General features: G+C 61.0%; 13 protein-coding genes and 1 riboswitch. Of the genes, 5 read left to right on the top strand and 8 right to left on the bottom strand.

The annotated features are described in order from the left end of the window. Window positions 1-37 precede the first annotated feature (37 nt). Window positions 38-2,365 carry an NADP-dependent malic enzyme gene (locus tag ABK249_RS24385; protein WP_037155315.1) on the top strand — a complete coding sequence of 776 codons (2,328 nt, stop codon included), beginning with the start codon at window positions 38-40 and terminating at the stop codon, window positions 2,363-2,365. A gap of 120 nt (window positions 2,366-2,485) precedes the next feature. After that, window positions 2,486-3,148, top strand: a complete 663-nt coding sequence (locus ABK249_RS24380; RefSeq protein ID WP_037155312.1) for a hypothetical protein — start codon at window positions 2,486-2,488, stop codon at window positions 3,146-3,148. A gap of 3 nt (window positions 3,149-3,151) precedes the next feature. On the opposite strand, the gene bluB is transcribed toward ABK249_RS24380, so the two are convergent. From bluB to rpiA, 7 genes are all read right to left on the bottom strand, one after another. Beyond that, window positions 3,152-3,838: a 5,6-dimethylbenzimidazole synthase gene (bluB, locus tag ABK249_RS24375; protein ID WP_227702816.1), complete on the bottom strand. Its 687-nt coding sequence runs from the start codon at window positions 3,836-3,838 to the stop codon at window positions 3,152-3,154. A gap of 77 nt (window positions 3,839-3,915) precedes the next feature. Then, window positions 3,916-4,103: riboswitch (cobalamin riboswitch) on the bottom strand. A gap of 69 nt (window positions 4,104-4,172) precedes the next feature. Next, the gene (locus tag ABK249_RS24370; RefSeq protein WP_348864274.1) at window positions 4,173-5,846 is read right to left on the bottom strand and encodes an NAD+ synthase; all 1,674 of its coding nucleotides are present in this window, start codon (window positions 5,844-5,846) and stop codon (window positions 4,173-4,175) included. A gap of 64 nt (window positions 5,847-5,910) precedes the next feature. Next, window positions 5,911-6,321 carry a GFA family protein gene (locus tag ABK249_RS24365; RefSeq protein WP_227702814.1) on the bottom strand — a complete coding sequence of 137 codons (411 nt, stop codon included), beginning with the start codon at window positions 6,319-6,321 and terminating at the stop codon, window positions 5,911-5,913. A gap of 154 nt (window positions 6,322-6,475) precedes the next feature. Then, on the bottom strand, window positions 6,476-7,849 hold the full coding sequence (locus ABK249_RS24360; protein ID WP_037155298.1) for a class II 3-deoxy-7-phosphoheptulonate synthase: 1,374 nt from the start codon (window positions 7,847-7,849) through the stop codon (window positions 6,476-6,478). Between the two features lie 171 nt (window positions 7,850-8,020). Further along, window positions 8,021-9,409 carry a glutathione-disulfide reductase gene (gene gor, locus ABK249_RS24355; RefSeq protein WP_348864273.1) on the bottom strand — a complete coding sequence of 463 codons (1,389 nt, stop codon included), beginning with the start codon at window positions 9,407-9,409 and terminating at the stop codon, window positions 8,021-8,023. Between the two features lie 115 nt (window positions 9,410-9,524). Beyond that, window positions 9,525-10,154, bottom strand: coding sequence for a DUF2059 domain-containing protein (locus ABK249_RS24350; RefSeq protein WP_348864272.1), 630 nt, complete (start codon window positions 10,152-10,154; stop codon window positions 9,525-9,527). An 18-nt stretch (window positions 10,155-10,172) separates the two neighbouring features. Beyond that, window positions 10,173-10,871 carry a ribose-5-phosphate isomerase RpiA gene (gene rpiA, locus ABK249_RS24345; protein WP_037155289.1) on the bottom strand — a complete coding sequence of 233 codons (699 nt, stop codon included), beginning with the start codon at window positions 10,869-10,871 and terminating at the stop codon, window positions 10,173-10,175. Window positions 10,872-11,050: 179 nt separating this feature from the next. Here rpiA and ABK249_RS24340 point away from each other — a divergent pair, with 179 nt between their 5' ends. Together ABK249_RS24340 and ABK249_RS24335 are read left to right on the top strand one after the other, a co-directional pair. Continuing rightward, entirely contained in the window at window positions 11,051-11,752 is a 702-nt protein-coding gene (locus ABK249_RS24340) for an HAD family hydrolase (protein WP_348864271.1), read from the top strand. Between the two features lie 31 nt (window positions 11,753-11,783). Further along, complete coding sequence (locus tag ABK249_RS24335) at window positions 11,784-12,185, top strand: VOC family protein (RefSeq protein ID WP_037155284.1); 402 nt, start codon at window positions 11,784-11,786, stop codon at window positions 12,183-12,185. Window positions 12,186-12,351: 166 nt separating this feature from the next. On the opposite strand, the gene ABK249_RS24330 is transcribed toward ABK249_RS24335, so the two are convergent. Next, window positions 12,352-14,268, bottom strand: coding sequence for a L,D-transpeptidase family protein (locus ABK249_RS24330; protein WP_348864270.1), 1,917 nt, complete (start codon window positions 14,266-14,268; stop codon window positions 12,352-12,354). A gap of 398 nt (window positions 14,269-14,666) precedes the next feature. Between ABK249_RS24330 and fumC the strand changes: the two genes are divergently transcribed. Then, window positions 14,667-16,058: a class II fumarate hydratase gene (fumC, locus tag ABK249_RS24325; RefSeq protein ID WP_348864269.1), complete on the top strand. Its 1,392-nt coding sequence runs from the start codon at window positions 14,667-14,669 to the stop codon at window positions 16,056-16,058. Window positions 16,059-16,264: the final 206 nt, after the last annotated feature.

Genomic DNA, 16,264 nt, shown 5'->3' with positions numbered 1-16,264 from the left:
TCCAGCCGAGACAGAACAAGACAAGCCAGGAGGAACCATGAACGCGCAAGAAAAACCGAAATCGTCCGCCATGCCAGCCAGCGGCGATCTCGATGAACAGGCGCTGTTCTTCCACCGCTATCCCCGCCCCGGCAAATTGGAAATCCAGGCGACCAAGCCGCTCGGCAACCAGCGCGACCTGGCGCTCGCCTATTCGCCCGGGGTGGCGGCACCCTGCCTTGCGATCCGCGACAATCCCGATATGGCGGCGGATTACACCGCCCGCGCCAATCTTGTCGCCGTCATCTCCAATGGTACTGCCGTACTCGGTCTCGGCAATATCGGACCGCTCGCCTCGAAGCCGGTGATGGAAGGGAAAGCCGTTCTCTTCAAGAAATTCGCGGGCATCGACGTCTTCGACATCGAAATCGACGCGGCGAGCATCGATGCCATGGTCTCGACCGTCTCGGCGCTGGAGCCGACCTTCGGCGGTATCAACCTCGAAGACATCAAGGCGCCGGAATGTTTCGAGGTGGAGCGTCGGCTTCGCGAAAAAATGAACATTCCGGTCTTCCATGACGACCAGCACGGCACCGCGATCATCGTCGCCGCCGCGATCCTCAACGGACTGGAGCTTGCCGGCAAGAATATCGCCGACGTGAAAATCGTCACGTCGGGCGCCGGTGCCGCGGCTCTCGCCTGTCTGCATCTCCTCGTCTCGCTCGGAGCAAGGAAGGAGAATATCTGGGTCCACGATATCGAGGGCCTCGTCTATGAAGGCCGCACCGAGCTGATGGACGAATGGAAGGCGATCTATGCGCAGAAGAGTGACAAGCGCGTACTTGCCGACAGCATCGACGATGCCGATGTCTTCCTCGGGCTTTCCGCCGCGGGTGTGCTCAAACCGGAACTGCTCGCCCGCATGGCACCGAAGCCGCTGATCATGGCGCTTGCCAATCCGACTCCGGAAATCATGCCTGAGCTTGCGCGCGCAGCCCGCCCGGACGCGATGATCTGCACCGGCCGCTCGGATTTCCCGAACCAGGTCAACAATGTGCTGTGCTTCCCGTATATCTTCCGTGGGGCGCTAGATTGCGGCGCCCGGACGATCAACGAGGACATGAAGATGGCGGCGGTCAAGGCGATCGCAGCCCTCGCGCGCGAAGAAGTCTCCGACGTTGCCGCACGCGCCTATTCCGGCGATACGCCGGTCTTCGGTCCGGATTACCTGATCCCCTCGCCCTTCGATCCACGGCTCATCCTGCGCATCGCGCCGGCCGTCGCCAGAGCTGCCGCTGAAAGCGGCGTCGCGTCGAGGCCGATCCAAGATTTCGATGCCTATCTCGACCAGCTGAACCGTTTCGTCTGGCGCTCCGGCTTCGTGATGAAGCCGATCTTCAACGCCGCCAAGACGGCCGAAAGGAAGCGGGTCATCTTTGCCGAAGGCGAGGACGAGCGCGTGCTGCGGGCAGCCCAGGTGCTCTTGGAGGAAAAGACGGCGACGCCGATCCTCATCGGCCGTCCCTCGGTCATCGAGGCCCGTCTCAAGCGCTTCGGCATCCGCATCCGCCCGAATGTCGATTTCGCCGTGGTCAATCCGGAAGACGATCCGCGCTACCGCGATTATGTTGACGATTATTTCGCCCTGGTCGGCCGCAAGGGCATCAACCCGGAAAGCGCCCGCACCATCGTGCGCACCAACAATACGGTGATCGGCTTATTGTCGGTGAAACGCGGCGAAGCCGATGCGCTGATCTGTGGCGTCGAGGGCGGTTATGACCGGCACCTGAAGGACGTCGACCAGATCATCGGCCGGCGTCCGGGCGTCTGCGCCTTCTCGGGGCTCAGCCTCGTGATCTCTCAGCGCGGCGCGCTCTTCCTCGCCGATACGTTCGTCAACTACAATCCGTCGGCGCAGGAGATCGCCGAGATCACCATCCTGGCGGCCGAGGAAGTCCGCCGCTTCGGCATCCTCCCGAAGGCAGCGCTGATCTGCCATTCGAACTTCGGCTCACGGGATTCCGAAAGCGCCCAGAAGATGCGCAGTGCCCTGAAGCTGGTGCGCGAACAGGCTCCTGGCCTGGAAGTGGACGGCGAAATGCAGGCCGGTTCGGCGCTTTCCGAAACGGTGCGCAAGCGTGCTATGCCGAACAGTTCACTGACTGGTGACGCCAACCTGCTGATCTTCCCGAACCTCGATGCGGCGAACATCTCGCTCGGCGTCGTGCGGAACATGACCGACGCGCTGCATGTCGGCCCGGTCCTGCTCGGCGCCGCCATGCCGGTGCATATCCTGTCGCCCTCGGTCACCTCGCGCGGCGTCGTGAACATGGCTGCGCTCGCGGTGGTGGAAGCATCGCAACCCAATCTGGAGATTCAACTTTAAATTTTATATATAACCATATGATAATTAAATAATAATCGTTGGGCAGCCGATTTTATGATATTATCAACCGGCTTGCTCCATGATGCGATCATGTGATTGGAGAGAGCCGGACAACACCTCATGCGCCTTTGCGGCCTGATGATCGCCCCGCTGCTGCTTGTTCCCGCCGTGGCCTCCGCGCGGGATATCGCGACCTGTGCAGCCCTTTATCGGCAGCTCAACAACGCACCGCAGATCATCGGCAACACGGCCGAGATACGGCGCTATGCGCGGGAACTCAGCGACCAGAACAGCGAAATCCGCGGGCTCAGGATCGAGATGCGCCGGGCGGGCTGCGGCACGGGCAGTGTCGTTGTCCTCGGCGGCCCGAAGGGCGAAGTCTGCGATCAGATGCGGCAGACGCTCGATGCCATGGAGCAAAGCCGCGACGCGCTTGTTGCGGAAAGAGACAATGCCCGGCAACTGGTTCGCTCCTCCGGCGAGCGCGGTGCGATCCTGGCTGCAATCCGCTCCAACAACTGCATTCCTTCCGATATGGAAGAGGACCGCAAGGAGAGAATGAAGCTGCAGGGTATCGAGTTGCCGAAGGAGGAGCCCTACTCCGGCATCATCGATCTGCGTGTCAAACAGCCGCAGGCGGCTGCCGCCCAGCCGAACCTGCCGGGGCCGGAACGTCCCTACGATCCGAACAAGAAGGTACGTATGGTCGGACCGACATTCCTGCCTGAGGAAAGTATAGACCTCGCCCATCCGAAATCCAGCGGGCCGCAGCCGCAGCAGTAGTTGTCAGCACTCGCCCCATCGATCGGTGAAAACCAGGTCTTCGAGCGGTAGCCGCTCGCGCCAGCCCTTCACCGCCAATTCCGGCTCCCGATAAAGCTGATCGACATAGCCGACGCACAGCCAGGCGACGATCCTGATCCGCTCGGGAATGCCGAGCAGGGCGCGCAGATCCTCCTCATGAAAGATGCTCACCCAGCCGACGCCGACCCCTTCGGCGCGGGCGGCAAGCCACAGGTTCTGCACGGCGCAGACGGTCGAATAGACATCCATGCGCGGATCATGGGTACGGCCGATAACGACCGGCCCGGCGCGATCCGGATCGCAGGTCACGCAGATCGAGAGCGGCGCCTTGCGGATGCCTTCGAGCTTCAGGCTGCGGTATATGTCGCGGCGCTCCTCCGGAAACATTTCCGCCGCCTCGTCATTGGCTCGCGAAAAGGCACTCCATGCCGCCTGGCGTATCTCGGGATCCCGCACGAGGATGAAATTCCATGGCTGCATGAACCCCACCGAGGGCGCCGAATGTGCGGCGCCGAGCAGCCGCATCACGAGGTCGTCCGGAAGCGGGTCCGGCAGAAACTGGTCGCGCACGTCGCGGCGGGTTTCGATCACGCGATAGACCGCAGCGCGGTCGCATTCCGGAAATTCGCCTGCAGATATCAAGGCATGCGCAAAAGGATCGGGTTGCATCGTCTATCCCCAACAATGCTGACGCCGCCTGCGCGAACGCGCAGGAGCATCAAGAAACCTCGCCGCCGTCCGCGCGGTTCGATCTATCTTGCCAGGCCGGTCTTCTGACTTGGCTTCATCCGCCCCTGCCGCCGCCTTCCCGGAAATTCCAGTGGCTTTCGAATTGCGGCCAAGCGTCCGCCTCACAGCGTTGGGCACGTTCCGGTTTCCCACCGGATTCCCGATTCTCCTGCGCAAGGCAGGCACCTGACGGAGGCGTTATGCCAAGCCATGATCAGCGTTTCAAGTGGAGCCGCCCGCTCTTGCCGTCTCGCCCGGTCAAATGATCGGTCACCTATCGGTCGCGGAAGCGGTTGGTGATCGGATAACGCCGATCGCGGCCGAAATTCTTCCTGGTGATCTTGACGCCCGGCGCCGATTGCCGCCGCTTGTATTCGGCCAGATAAAGCAGATGCTCGATGCGGTGGACGGTCGTGATGTCGTGGCCGCGCGAGACGATCTCCTCCGTGCCCATTTCCATCTCCACCAGGCATTCGAGAATGTCGTCGAGGACGGGATAAGGCGGCAGCGAATCCTGATCCGTCTGATCAGGCCTGAGTTCCGCCGACGGCGCCTTGGAGAGGATATTCTTCGGGATCACTGCGCCCGACGGTCCAAGCGCATCCGGCGGCAGGTGCTGGTTGCGCCAGGCAGCAAGTGCATAAACCTGCATCTTGTAGAGATCCTTGATCGGATTGAAGCCGCCGTTCATGTCGCCGTAGAGAGTCGCGTAACCTACGGACATTTCCGACTTGTTGCCGGTCGTCACCACCATCGAGCCGAACTTGTTGGAGATCGCCATGAGAATGGTGCCGCGCGCCCGGCTCTGCAGGTTTTCTTCGGTAACGCCCTCGTCCGTGCCATCGAAAAGCTCCGAGAGCGCCGACGAAAAACCCTCGACGGGCTCGGCGATCGGCACAATATCGTAGCGGCAGCCGAGCGCACGCGCGCAATCGGGGGCATCCTTCAGCGACTCCTCGGAGGTGTAGCGGTAAGGCAGCATCACGCTGCGCACCCGCTCCGCACCCAGTGCATCGACGGCGATGGCCGCGCACAATGCCGAGTCGATGCCGCCGGACAGGCCGAGGATCACGGATTTGAAGCCGTTCTTGTTGACATAATCGCGGAAGCCGAGCAGGCAGGCGCGGTAATCCGCTTCCTCCTTTTCCGGGATGCGCGCCATCGGCCCATCGGTGCAGCGCCAGGTATCGTGGACCCTGTTCCATTCCGTCACCGTCACCGCCGGTTGGAATTGGTCCATCTGGAAGGCAAGTGTCTTGTCCGCATTGAAGGCAAAACTCGCGCCGTCGAAGACCAGTTCGTCCTGGCCGCCGACTTGCGCAGCATAGATCATCGGCAGGCCGGTCTCGATGACCTGTTTCAGCACCACCTGATGGCGGATATCCATCTTGCCGCGATAATAGGGCGAGCCGTTCGGCACGAGCAGGATCTCCGCGCCGCTTTCCGACAAAGTCTCGCAGACGCCGAGTTCACCCCAGATATCCTCGCAGATCGGAACGCCGAGCCTGACGCCGCGGAAATTCACCGGCCCCGGCATTTCGCCGGCAATGAAGACGCGCTTTTCATCGAACTCGCCGTAGTTCGGCAAGTCCACCTTGTCGCGGATGGCTATCACCCTGCCGCCATCGAGCACGGCGATCGAATTGTGCCGGCCCTCCCTGCCCTGGCGTGGAAAGCCGATGACGACGCCCGGCCCGCCGTCGGCCGTATCGGCCGCAAGCTGTTCGACGGCATCCAGGCAGGTTTTCAGAAAGGCCGGCTTCACCACGAGGTCCTCCGGAGGATAACCGGCAATAAAGAGTTCGGTGAAGAGAACAAGGTCGGCCCCGTTGCGGGCGGCGTCCCGACGTGCTTCACGGGCGAGCGCCAGATTGCCGACGACATCGCCGACGGTCGGATTGAGCTGGGCTATGGCGATGCGGAGGGTCTGGCTGATGTCCTGGGTCATGGTCAGGATTTAGCGCCGGCCGAAGATGGCGGCAACGTGCTCCAGGGAAAATTTTTATGACGTTTCAAGCAGATGTGGGCCTACCGCCGGGATGATGGGGTACGCCATCCTCGGGAATGTCGTAAAAATCCCCCTTATCGGCGCAATAGATGTGTTCACCCATGACAAGCCCGCTCGGCTGATCGAATGCACCGGCCATGATCGAAATCTGATCCACCCCGTCGGCCTGCCAGAAAAGCGCGGATCCGCATGTGGAGCAGAAACCGCGCCGGGCCATGTCGCTCGCGCGGTACCAGGAGAGCGTCTCCTCCCCTTGAATGCGAAGGTTCTGAGGCCGCACGGCGGTTGCGACATAGAAGAGCCCGGTCTGCCTGCGGCATTGCGAGCAATGGCAGGCCGTCGCCGTCCGCAGGGGCCCCGTCGTCTCAAACCGGATGGAACCGCATAGACACCGGCCGCTGTTCGTCTGCTCCACGGGAGCCTCCATTCGAATATGCCCGAATGCAATGTCGCGGGCATGACAGCGCAGGTCAAATCGATTTCGCTTATCCTTATTGTGAGCTGCAGCCATGAGATAACGAAAAGGCCGGCATCGCTGCCGGCCTATCGTTGTCTCGACATGAAAAATGTCAGCCGTTGACGGCCATGCGCTTCTCGTCGCGGCCGCTTTTCATCCGCTCGGCGAGCAGGAAGGCCAGTTCCAGCGCCTGATCGGCATTGAGGCGCGGATCGCAATGGGTGTGGTAGCGGTCCTGCAGGTCGCCGGCCGTCACCGCGCGGGCGCCGCCGGTGCACTCCGTCACGTCCTTGCCGGTCATCTCGACATGGATGCCGCCGGGATGCGTGCCTTCGGCGCGGTGAATCTGGAAGAAGCTTTCCACTTCCGACAGAATACGGTCGAAGGGCCGCGTCTTGTAGCTGTTGAGCGTGATCGTATTGCCGTGCATCGGGTCGCAGGACCAGACGACCTTCTTGCCCTCGCGCTCGACGGCGCGGATCAGCTTCGGCAGGGAGTCGGCGACCTTGTCGTGGCCGAAGCGGCAGATCAGCGTCAGGCGGCCAGGCTCATTGGCCGGGTTCAAGGCATCGATCAGCTCGATCAGATTGTCGGCCTGCAGCGACGGGCCGCATTTCAAACCGATCGGATTCTTGATTCCGCGGAAATATTCCACATGCGCGTGGTCGAGCTGGCGGGTACGGTCGCCGATCCACAGCATGTGGCCGGAGGTCGCGTACCAGTCGCCCGAGGTGGAGTCGATGCGGGTGAAGGCCTCTTCGTAACCGAGCAGCAGCGCTTCATGACTGGTGAAGAAGTCGGTCTCGCGCAGGCTGGGCTGGTTTTCGGAGGTGATACCGATCGCCTTCATGAAATCCATGGTCTCGCTGATGCGGTCGGCAAGCTTGCGATAGCGCTCGCCCTGCGGGCTATCCTTCACGAAGCCCAGCATCCACTTGTGCACGTTTTCCAGGTTGGCATAGCCACCCATCGCGAAGGCGCGCAGCAGGTTGAGGGTCGCCGCCGATTGACGGTAGGCCATCATCTGGCGCTCCGGATCCGGCGCGCGGGCCGTCTCGGTGAATTCCGTGCCGTTGACGATGTCGCCGCGATAGGTGAGCAGCGTCTTGCCATCCTGCGTCTCGTGGGAATTGCTGCGCGGCTTGGCGAACTGGCCGGCGATACGTCCGACCTTGACCACCGGAAGCTGAGCCCCATAGGTCAGCACGACGGCCATTTGCAGGAACGAACGGAAGAAGTCGCGGATATTGTCGGCGCCATGCTCCACGAAGCTTTCGGCGCAATCGCCCCCCTGCAGCAGGAAGGCATCGCCTTCCGCCACCTTGGCGAGCTGGCTCTTCAGGCGACGGGCCTCGCCGGCAAAAACGAGCGGCGGAAAGGTCGCGAGCTGAGCTTCCGTCGCGGCCAGCGCGGCCTGGTCCGGATAGTCCGGCACCTGCTGGATCGGTTTTTTCCGCCAACTGCTCGGGGTCCAATTCTGTGCCATCTCACTCACCTGTTTTCACCACGGCGATCGCCTGCCGGGCAGCCTTTCTCGAAATAGACGCGGCTTATAAACCTTAACGGAGCCCTTGCATAGCCGCCTCTCCGGCATTGATGCAGCCATGTTTCACCGTTTCCAGCATCGCCGTCAGTACGGCAATCCGGCGCGAGCGCGTCAGATCCGCTCACCGTTCCGGACGCAATAGCTCGGGTTATACATGGTGACGAATTCTTCCGCCGCCGTCGGATGGACAGCCATGGTGCGGTCGAAATCGTCCTTGGTGACGCCCGCCTTCAGCGAGATGCCGAGAAGCTGCGCCATCTCGCCCGCATCGTGGCCGAGCACGTGAGCGCCCACCACCTTGCGGCTTGCCGCATCAACGACCAGCTTCATGATCATCTTTTCCGCGCGGCCCGACAGCGTCGCCTTCATCGGCCGGAATTCGGCGCGGTAGATTTCGAGTTCCGGATAGCGTTTGGCCGCCTCTTCCTCCGAGAGGCCCACCGTGCCGATCTCCGGCTGCGAGAAGACCGCGGTCGGGATCAGTTCATGATCCGGGGCCGTCGGATTGTCCTTATAGACGGTTTCGATGAAGCACATCGCCTCATGGATCGCCACCGGCGTCAGCTGCACCCGATCGGTGACATCGCCGAGCGCATAGATATGCGGCACGCTGGTGCGGGAATATTTGTCGACGACGATGGCGCCACGTTCGTTCACTTCGACGCCTGCTGCTTCAAGGCCCAAACCGTCTGTGTTCGGGTCACGGCCAAGCGCCAGCATCACCGTATCGACGGCAATGGTCTCACCGCACATCGTCTTGGCGACCAGTCCGCCAGCCGGCGCTCTGGTCACGTCCTCGATCACGTCGGTCAAGATGATGCGGATGCCCTTCTCCACCATCGCCTTGTGGAGGCCCTGGCGCATGTCGTGGTCGAAGCGCGAGAGAATTTCCTTGCCGCGGTAGATCAGCGTCGTATCGACGCCAAGGCCGTGGAAGATGTTGGCGAATTCGACCGCGATATAGCCGCCGCCTGCGATCAGGATCGAACGCGGCAGTTCCGGCAGGTGGAAAGCTTCGTTGGAGGAGATGCAGAGTTCGTGACCCGGCAGGGCCACGTGAGGGTTAGGAGCGCCGCCGGTCGCGATGACGATCTTCTCCGCCGTCACGGTCTTGCCGGTTTTCGTGAGCCGGATCGTATGGGCGTCGACCAGTTCGGCACGGGTTTCGAGGATTTCGGCGCCGTTGTTCTCCAGACCTTTCCGGTAGAGGCCTTCGAGGCGGGTGATCTCCTTGTCCTTGGCGGCGATCAGCTTCTTCCAGTCGAACGTACTTTCACCGACCTGCCAGCCATAACCTGCGGCATCTTCGAAATGCTCGGCGTATTGGGATGCATAGACGAACAGTTTCTTCGGCACACAGCCGCGGATCACGCAAGTTCCGCCGAAACGGTATTCCTCGGCGATCGCCACCCGCTTGCCGAGAGAGGCGGCGACACGGCCCGCCCTCACCCCGCCGGATCCGCCACCAATCACGAAGAGATCATAGTCATAGGCGGCCATCAAAATTCTCCTTCAGGCAGGCGGCGGGATGTGGCCCTCATATAGTGTCTCGAGCCGGCAAAGGAAAAGCCCGGATCGCTCCGGGCTTTCACAAAATTATCGGTCTGTATCGCGATCAGGGTTTCGGCGCGGGGGTCGGCGCCGGCTTGGCTGCAGGAGCAGCAGGCTTGGCCGGCACGGGTGCCGGCGTTGCAGCCTGGACGTCCGCCGGCGCGGGATCGACGACGGGCGCCGGAATCTGAGCCGCGTCGATGATGCCGCGCAGTTTTGCGGTGCTCTGGTTGGTGAGGTCGCGGGAAATGCCGTTCGCCCAGATTTCGGCGGCCTTGACCAGTTCGCGGGTCACGAGCGGCTGGGTATTGAGCAGCTTCTTGCCCGTGTCGGTGTTGAAGAAGGTCGAGATCGCCTTCAGTTCGTCGGTCGAAAAACTCTTGGCATAGATGGTCGCAGCCTCCTTCTCGAGATCGGCACGGCGCGCGGCGAGCGCGAGTGCCTGCTCGTCGACCACATTCGAGATCTGCTCCTGGAAATTCGGAGAGGCCTGGATGAACTGTGCCTTCAGGCGTTCCGCGAGATTGGGCAGAATATTATCGTAACGGTCCGTGACGTTCAGCGAAGCGATCGCTTCCCGTGCGGCAGCAAGCTGGGCTTCCGACACCTCCTGCGCGCGAGCCGATACAGTGAGGGCGCCGGAGACGAGAATCGCCAGGGCGGCGGCACGGCCGAGAACCGCGAATCTGATCATGAGTAGATTGCTCCTAAGTTACGTCTTCGCCTGAAGCGTCCGCGCTCCCGCCTTGCCGGCGATGATCGCAAGGGACGCCATATGGATGAACAGCCCGTGTTCCACGACACCGGGAATGGAATTGAGTTCCGCAGAGAGAGCCTCTGCATCAGGAATGCGGCCAAAAGATGCGTCGAAAATATGGTGGCCGCCGTCCGTCATGAAGATATCGCCGCCGGATTTGCGCAGCTTCAATTCGCCGCTCAAGCCCAGCTTTGCCGCAGCCCTCTCGATCGCAATGCGGGTCGCCGCCTCGCCGAAAGGATTGACCTCGATCGGCAATGGGAAGGCACCGAGTACGCCAACAAGCTTGCTTTCGTCGGCGATCACGATCATGCGGCTCGAAGCGGCCGCGACGATCTTCTCGCGCAAGAGAGCGCCGCCACCGCCCTTGATGAGGGTCAGATCGGCATCGACTTCGTCGGCGCCGTCGACCGTCAGGTCGAGTTCGGGAAGTTCGTCGAGCGATTTCAGCGGGACACCGAGTTCGAGGCAAAGTCTGGCCGTCCGCTCGGATGTCGGGACCCCCTCGACCTTTAGGCCCCCATGAACCTTTTCAGCCAGGAGCCTGACGAATTCCTCAGCCGTCGAACCGGTGCCGATGCCGAGCCGCATGCCGTCCTCGACATATGCCAGTGCAGCCTTAGCCGCCTCGACCTTCATTTCCCGGGCGTCCATCCGCCAAAAGCTCCCGCTGTTTCGCCGAACCGCTGTTTACACGCCTCCTCCCGCAAACGAAAGTCCCCCAGCCTGTGTTTTAAGCCGGGTTTTGCCAGGGGCGCGAATCTCGCATATTTGCATTTCGCGGCTACATTCCTTAAGCCGGAAGATATCCCGAAGAGCCCAGCGAGGTTTCATTGACCGCTCCCCTCGTCATTTTCGATCTCGATGGTACGTTGATTGATACCGCACCGGACCTCATCGACAGCCTCAACCATACGATCGCGGCAGCCGATCTTGCTCCCGTCACATTCGATGATCTGACCCATCTCGTGGGCCAGGGTGTGCGTGTGATGATCCGCCGCGCCTTCGAACTGAAGAAAACGCCGCTGGATGAGCGGACAGCCGACCGGTTGTTCGACCGGTTCATCGAGCATTACGAGGGGCATATGCCGGGCAAGAGCCGCCCCTACACCGGTGTCGTCGAATGCCTCGACCGGCTGTCGTCAGCCGGCATGCGGCTTGCCGTCTGCACCAACAAGGCCGGCCAGCTCGCCTTTCCGCTCATTGAGAAACTCGGCCTTGCCGATCGGTTTGTGACCATGACCTGCGGGGACACCTTCTCCGTCCGCAAGCCAGACGCCCGCCACATCCTGGGCACGATCGAAAAGGCCGGCGGAGACGCCTCGCGGAGCGTGATGATCGGCGACAGCGTCAACGACATTCTCGCGGCCCACAATGCTCGCATCCCCTCGGTCGCCGTGACATTCGGCTATTCCGACGTCGCGGTCGAAACACTTGGCCCCGATCATGTCATCGGCGGCTACGATGAACTGACGACAGACCTGGTGGAAAAGCTGATGTCCCGCAGCATGCCCATAGCCGCAGCTGCGAAATAAAAACGGAGATCAAATTTCAGGAGGGAATGCGATGCGCTTTGTGAATCCCATCCCTTTTGTCCGCGACATCAATCGCTCCAAGGAATTTTACCAGAAGAGGCTCGGCCTGAGAATATTGGAGGATTTTGGCAACTTCGTCCTTTTCGAGACCGGTTTTGCGATCCACGAGGGAAGTTCGCTCGAACAAACAATTTGGCGGAGAGTGTCTGTTGCGGAAGAACCCTACGGACGAGGAAACCTGCTGTTGTATTTCGAACATGAGGATATTGAGGCGGCCTTCGAAAAGATTGCGCCCCATGTGGAACTGATCCACCCCATTGAGCGGCAGGCATGGGGACAGCGGGTGTTTCGATTTTACGATCCAGACAGACATGCCGTCGAGATTGGCGAGCCACTAAGTCTCGGGCCTTCTGGCAATTCGCAGAAATCCTAGACTAAATTTCAGGAACGGAACGGCATCCCTGAATTCACAAGGAAATAGCTCTCGCGAAATCCGCTCGCAAAACTCCGAGTTATGCGGCTGATTTCGCGACAGCAACCATTTCCACGTTCCGGCTGAGACCGGACGGATCACCCTTTCTCCAACAGAAAAACCAGACTTAACTATGGGCCGCCCGGGCCTTGGTCGTTGCCTCGAAAGCCTTCATCACCGCAGCATCGCGGCCATAGACGTCGTCGAAATATTCCACCTTGCCGTCCTTGTTCGGCCAGGCCGTGAAATAGGAGACGTAGACCGGAATCCTGACCGGCACCTTGGCGGCCACGTTCTGGCCGGCGGCGATACGTGCGTTGATGTCCTCGTCCGTCGTGCCCATTACGGCGGCCGCCATCTTGCGTGGCTCTGCAAGACGCACGCAACCGTGGCTCAGCGCACGCATGTCGCGCTGGAAGAAGCTTTTCGACGGCGTGTCATGCATGTAGATCGCATGGGAGTTCGGGAAAAGGATCTTCAGGTCGCCAAGCGCATTGTCGCTCGATGGCGGCTGGCGCACGGAAATGTTCTGCGTCGAGCCGTACCAATTGACGCTGCTCGACGAAACGGCCCGACCATTGACCGATACCTCGTAACCCAACCGGTCGAGATAGCTCGGGTCCTGGCGCAGGTGCGGCAGCATCTCGTTGATGATGATCGACTGCGGCACACCCCAGTAGGGATTGAACTCCACCGTCTCGATCTGATCCTGGAAGAAATAGGTCTGGTTCGACTTGGAGCCGACGACCACCCGCATGGAAAACTGCTCGGCACCATGGTCATGATAGTAGACCCTGAAGGCCGGCTGGTTGATGAAGACGTAACGCTGGCCGAGATCGTCGGGCAGCCAGCGGGCCTGCTCCATGGCGACGACAACCTTCTCGATCTTGTCCTCGGATGTGTGGCCGACCAGTTTGCGAACCGTGGCAGCACCGACCACGCCGTCCGGCTTAAGCCCGGCCTCGGACTGGAAGGATTTCACGAGTTCGACGAGGTCCGGCGTGTAGTCCGGTGTCTGCTGATATGCGGCGAACGTGGCCGCATGCGTGGTCCTCAGCTCTTCCGAACCGAAGTGCTCGATCGCTGCGATGACATTGGCCATGTCGGGGTTGCTGCTGCCCGGCTTCAGCAGAAGATTGTCCGGTAGCGACACCTGCATTCCGTCACTGGCGGCTTCGGCGCGCAGCTTCGCGAGCTCTGCCTTCAGCGTCTGGAAATGCGCACTTTGCGGCGTCAGTCCTTCCAGATAGGCAGCGGCATCAGGCCCGTTCTTGGCAAAGGGCAGAACCAGCGAAAGCTTGACGTCCTTGCGCTTGAAATCGTGGTAGCCCGACACCCTGTTCGGATCGATGCGGCCGAGGATCATGTCCTGAGCGAATATCAGCACCTTTTCGGAGAGTGCGAGCTCGAACTGCATCAGAGCCCGGTCATGCGTATCCGAGGGGGAAGTTGACGCAGCCGTGACGGAAGCATCCGTCGCGACAGCCGGATCTGCGGGCGCCTCAACGCTGGCGGTCGTCAGAGCCGGAACCGGCAACAGATAGTCGGCCGGCTCAAGACCATATTCCCCGGCCCGTTCGAAAAGCGCCAGCACGCCCCTCGCCTTTTCATTGGCATCGCTGTCGGAAACCCAGATCGGCTTCGCATCCTTGCCGTAGAAGGCTTCGAGAGCGGCGGCGATTTCGGCCGGGGCCGATACCTTCGCCTCGGCCAGGAACCGCGTGCCGTCGGTCGCTGAAGCCGCGGCAAAACCGGCGGTCTTTACCGCCCGCTCGGCATCCGGCTTATAGGTGTAGTAACGCGGGCCGGAGACCTTCGGCAGCGGCTCGGGGTCGGCGAGCGCCCGTTCGCTCGGCATGCCGGAACGCCCGGTCGCAACGCCCGGAAGCCCGTTGTCGGCCTGCCTGTTCCTGTTGGCGCCGGGGCCACCGCGGAGGATATCGAGCAGCGTTATGGCATGGGCAGGAGCTACAGCTCCCGCAAAAACCGAAATGCCCGACACGAGCGCCAGCGCGATCGAAGTTTTCTTGTGTTTGTGCTGCAAAGTCGTCCCCGTCACCTGCTTCCGCGTATGATCCGCGGGCTCGAAATATATCACGCCATCTACCCGATCGCGTAAGGGATGGAAAGAAACGCTCAGCTGTCCCGACAGGTTCGCACCCGCCGGAAAAAAGCGTCAAAGCGCAGGCAGAAGGTTAAGAAAATATTCGTTAAATTTTTACTGACGCCAGACAGGTGACGGAGAAGAACGTCACAGAACCGGTGAAACAATTCTCTGGTCCGTGTCATAAAAGGCACGCCAAAAGTCGCACCGAAAGCGGGGCATGCCGTCTTGCGGACGCATAACAATCGTATAGTAATGCCGCCGGCCGGCGTTCACGCGATAACGCGTTGTTGATCATCGCGACCGGCAGCGAGCAAGAACAGACAGAGGCAGCGAAGATGGCATCGACCCGCACCGAAACCGATACGTTTGGCCCGATCGAAGTGGCAAGCGACCGTTATTGGGGCGCTCAGGCGCAACGTTCGCTCGGCAATTTCAAAATCGGCTGGGAAAAGCAGCCGCTTGCGGTCGTCCGTGCTCTCGGCATCGTCAAGCAGGCCGCGGCCCATGCCAATATGGCACTCGGCGGTCTCGACCCGGACCTCGGCAAGGTGATCGTCGAGGCAGCACAGGAAGTCATCGACGGCAAGCTCAACGACCATTTCCCGCTCGTCGTCTGGCAGACCGGTTCCGGCACTCAATCGAACATGAATGCCAACGAAGTGATCTCCAACCGCGCGATCGAAATGCTCGGTGGCGTCATGGGCTCCAAGAAGCCGGTGCATCCGAATGATCACGTCAACATGAGCCAGTCGTCGAACGATACTTATCCGACGGCCATGCACATCGCCTGTGCCGAGCAGATCGTCCGCCATCTCGTTCCGTCTCTCAAGCACCTCCACGCAGCCCTCGACGTGAAGGTCAAGGCCTTCGCTCATATCATCAAGATCGGCCGCACCCATACGCAGGACGCCACGCCGCTCACCCTCGGCCAGGAATTCTCCGGTTACGCAGCGCAGGTCGCCTCGGCGATCAAGCGCATCGAACTCACGCTTCCCGGCCTCTACGAACTTGCCCAGGGCGGCACGGCGGTCGGCACGGGCCTCAATGCCCCGGTCGGCTTTGCCGAGAAGGTCGCGGAGGAGATCGCCAAGATCACCGGCCTGCCCTTCGTGACGGCGCCGAACAAGTTCGAGGCGCTGGCCGCGCACGATGCGATGGTTTTCGCCCACGGCGCGATCAATGCGGCTGCCGCCGTCCTCTTCAAGATCGCCAACGACATCCGCTTCCTCGGCTCCGGTCCGCGTGCAGGCCTGGGTGAACTCGCTCTGCCGGAAAACGAACCGGGCTCGTCGATCATGCCGGGCAAGGTCAATCCGACGCAGTCGGAAGCCATGACGCAGGTCTGCGCCCATATCTTCGGCAACCAGGCCGCGATCACCTTCGCCGGCAGCCAGGGCCATTTCGAGCTCAACGTCTACAATCCGATGATGGCCTACAACTTCCTGCAGTCGGTCCAGCTCCTCGGCGATGCCGCCGTCTCCTTCACCGACAATTGCGTGGTCGGCATCGAGGCCCGCGAAGACAATATCAAGCGCGGCGTCGAGAACTCGCTGATGCTGGTTACCGCGCTCAACACCAGGCTCGGCTATGACATCTGCGCCAAGATCGCCAAGACCGCCCACAAGAACGGCACGACGCTGCGCGAGGAAGCGGTCGGCGGCGGATATCTCACGAACGAGGAATTCGACCAGTATGTCCGCCCGGAGAACATGATCGGCCCGAAATAGGCAGCTTAGGCCAGCAAAAGAACAACAAGGCCCTGCCCTTCAAACGGCAGGGCCTTGTTGTTACAAATATAGATCAAGAACGATATTTTATGACAATGTATCGCATTTACAGACGCGAACCACTGTCCCGAATTGGTACTGTAAAAACCCTTTGTTTCTAGGGGAAATAAGGTATTCCTGAAATGCAAAATGATTTTAAGAACAAG

The sequence above is a fragment of the Neorhizobium phenanthreniclasticum genome (assembly GCF_040066075.1).
GTDB classification, from domain to species: Bacteria; Pseudomonadota; Alphaproteobacteria; order Rhizobiales; family Rhizobiaceae; genus Neorhizobium; species Neorhizobium petrolearium.
The sequence above is the reverse complement of the archived record's forward strand: the minus strand, read 5'-3'. Positions and strand labels throughout refer to the sequence as shown.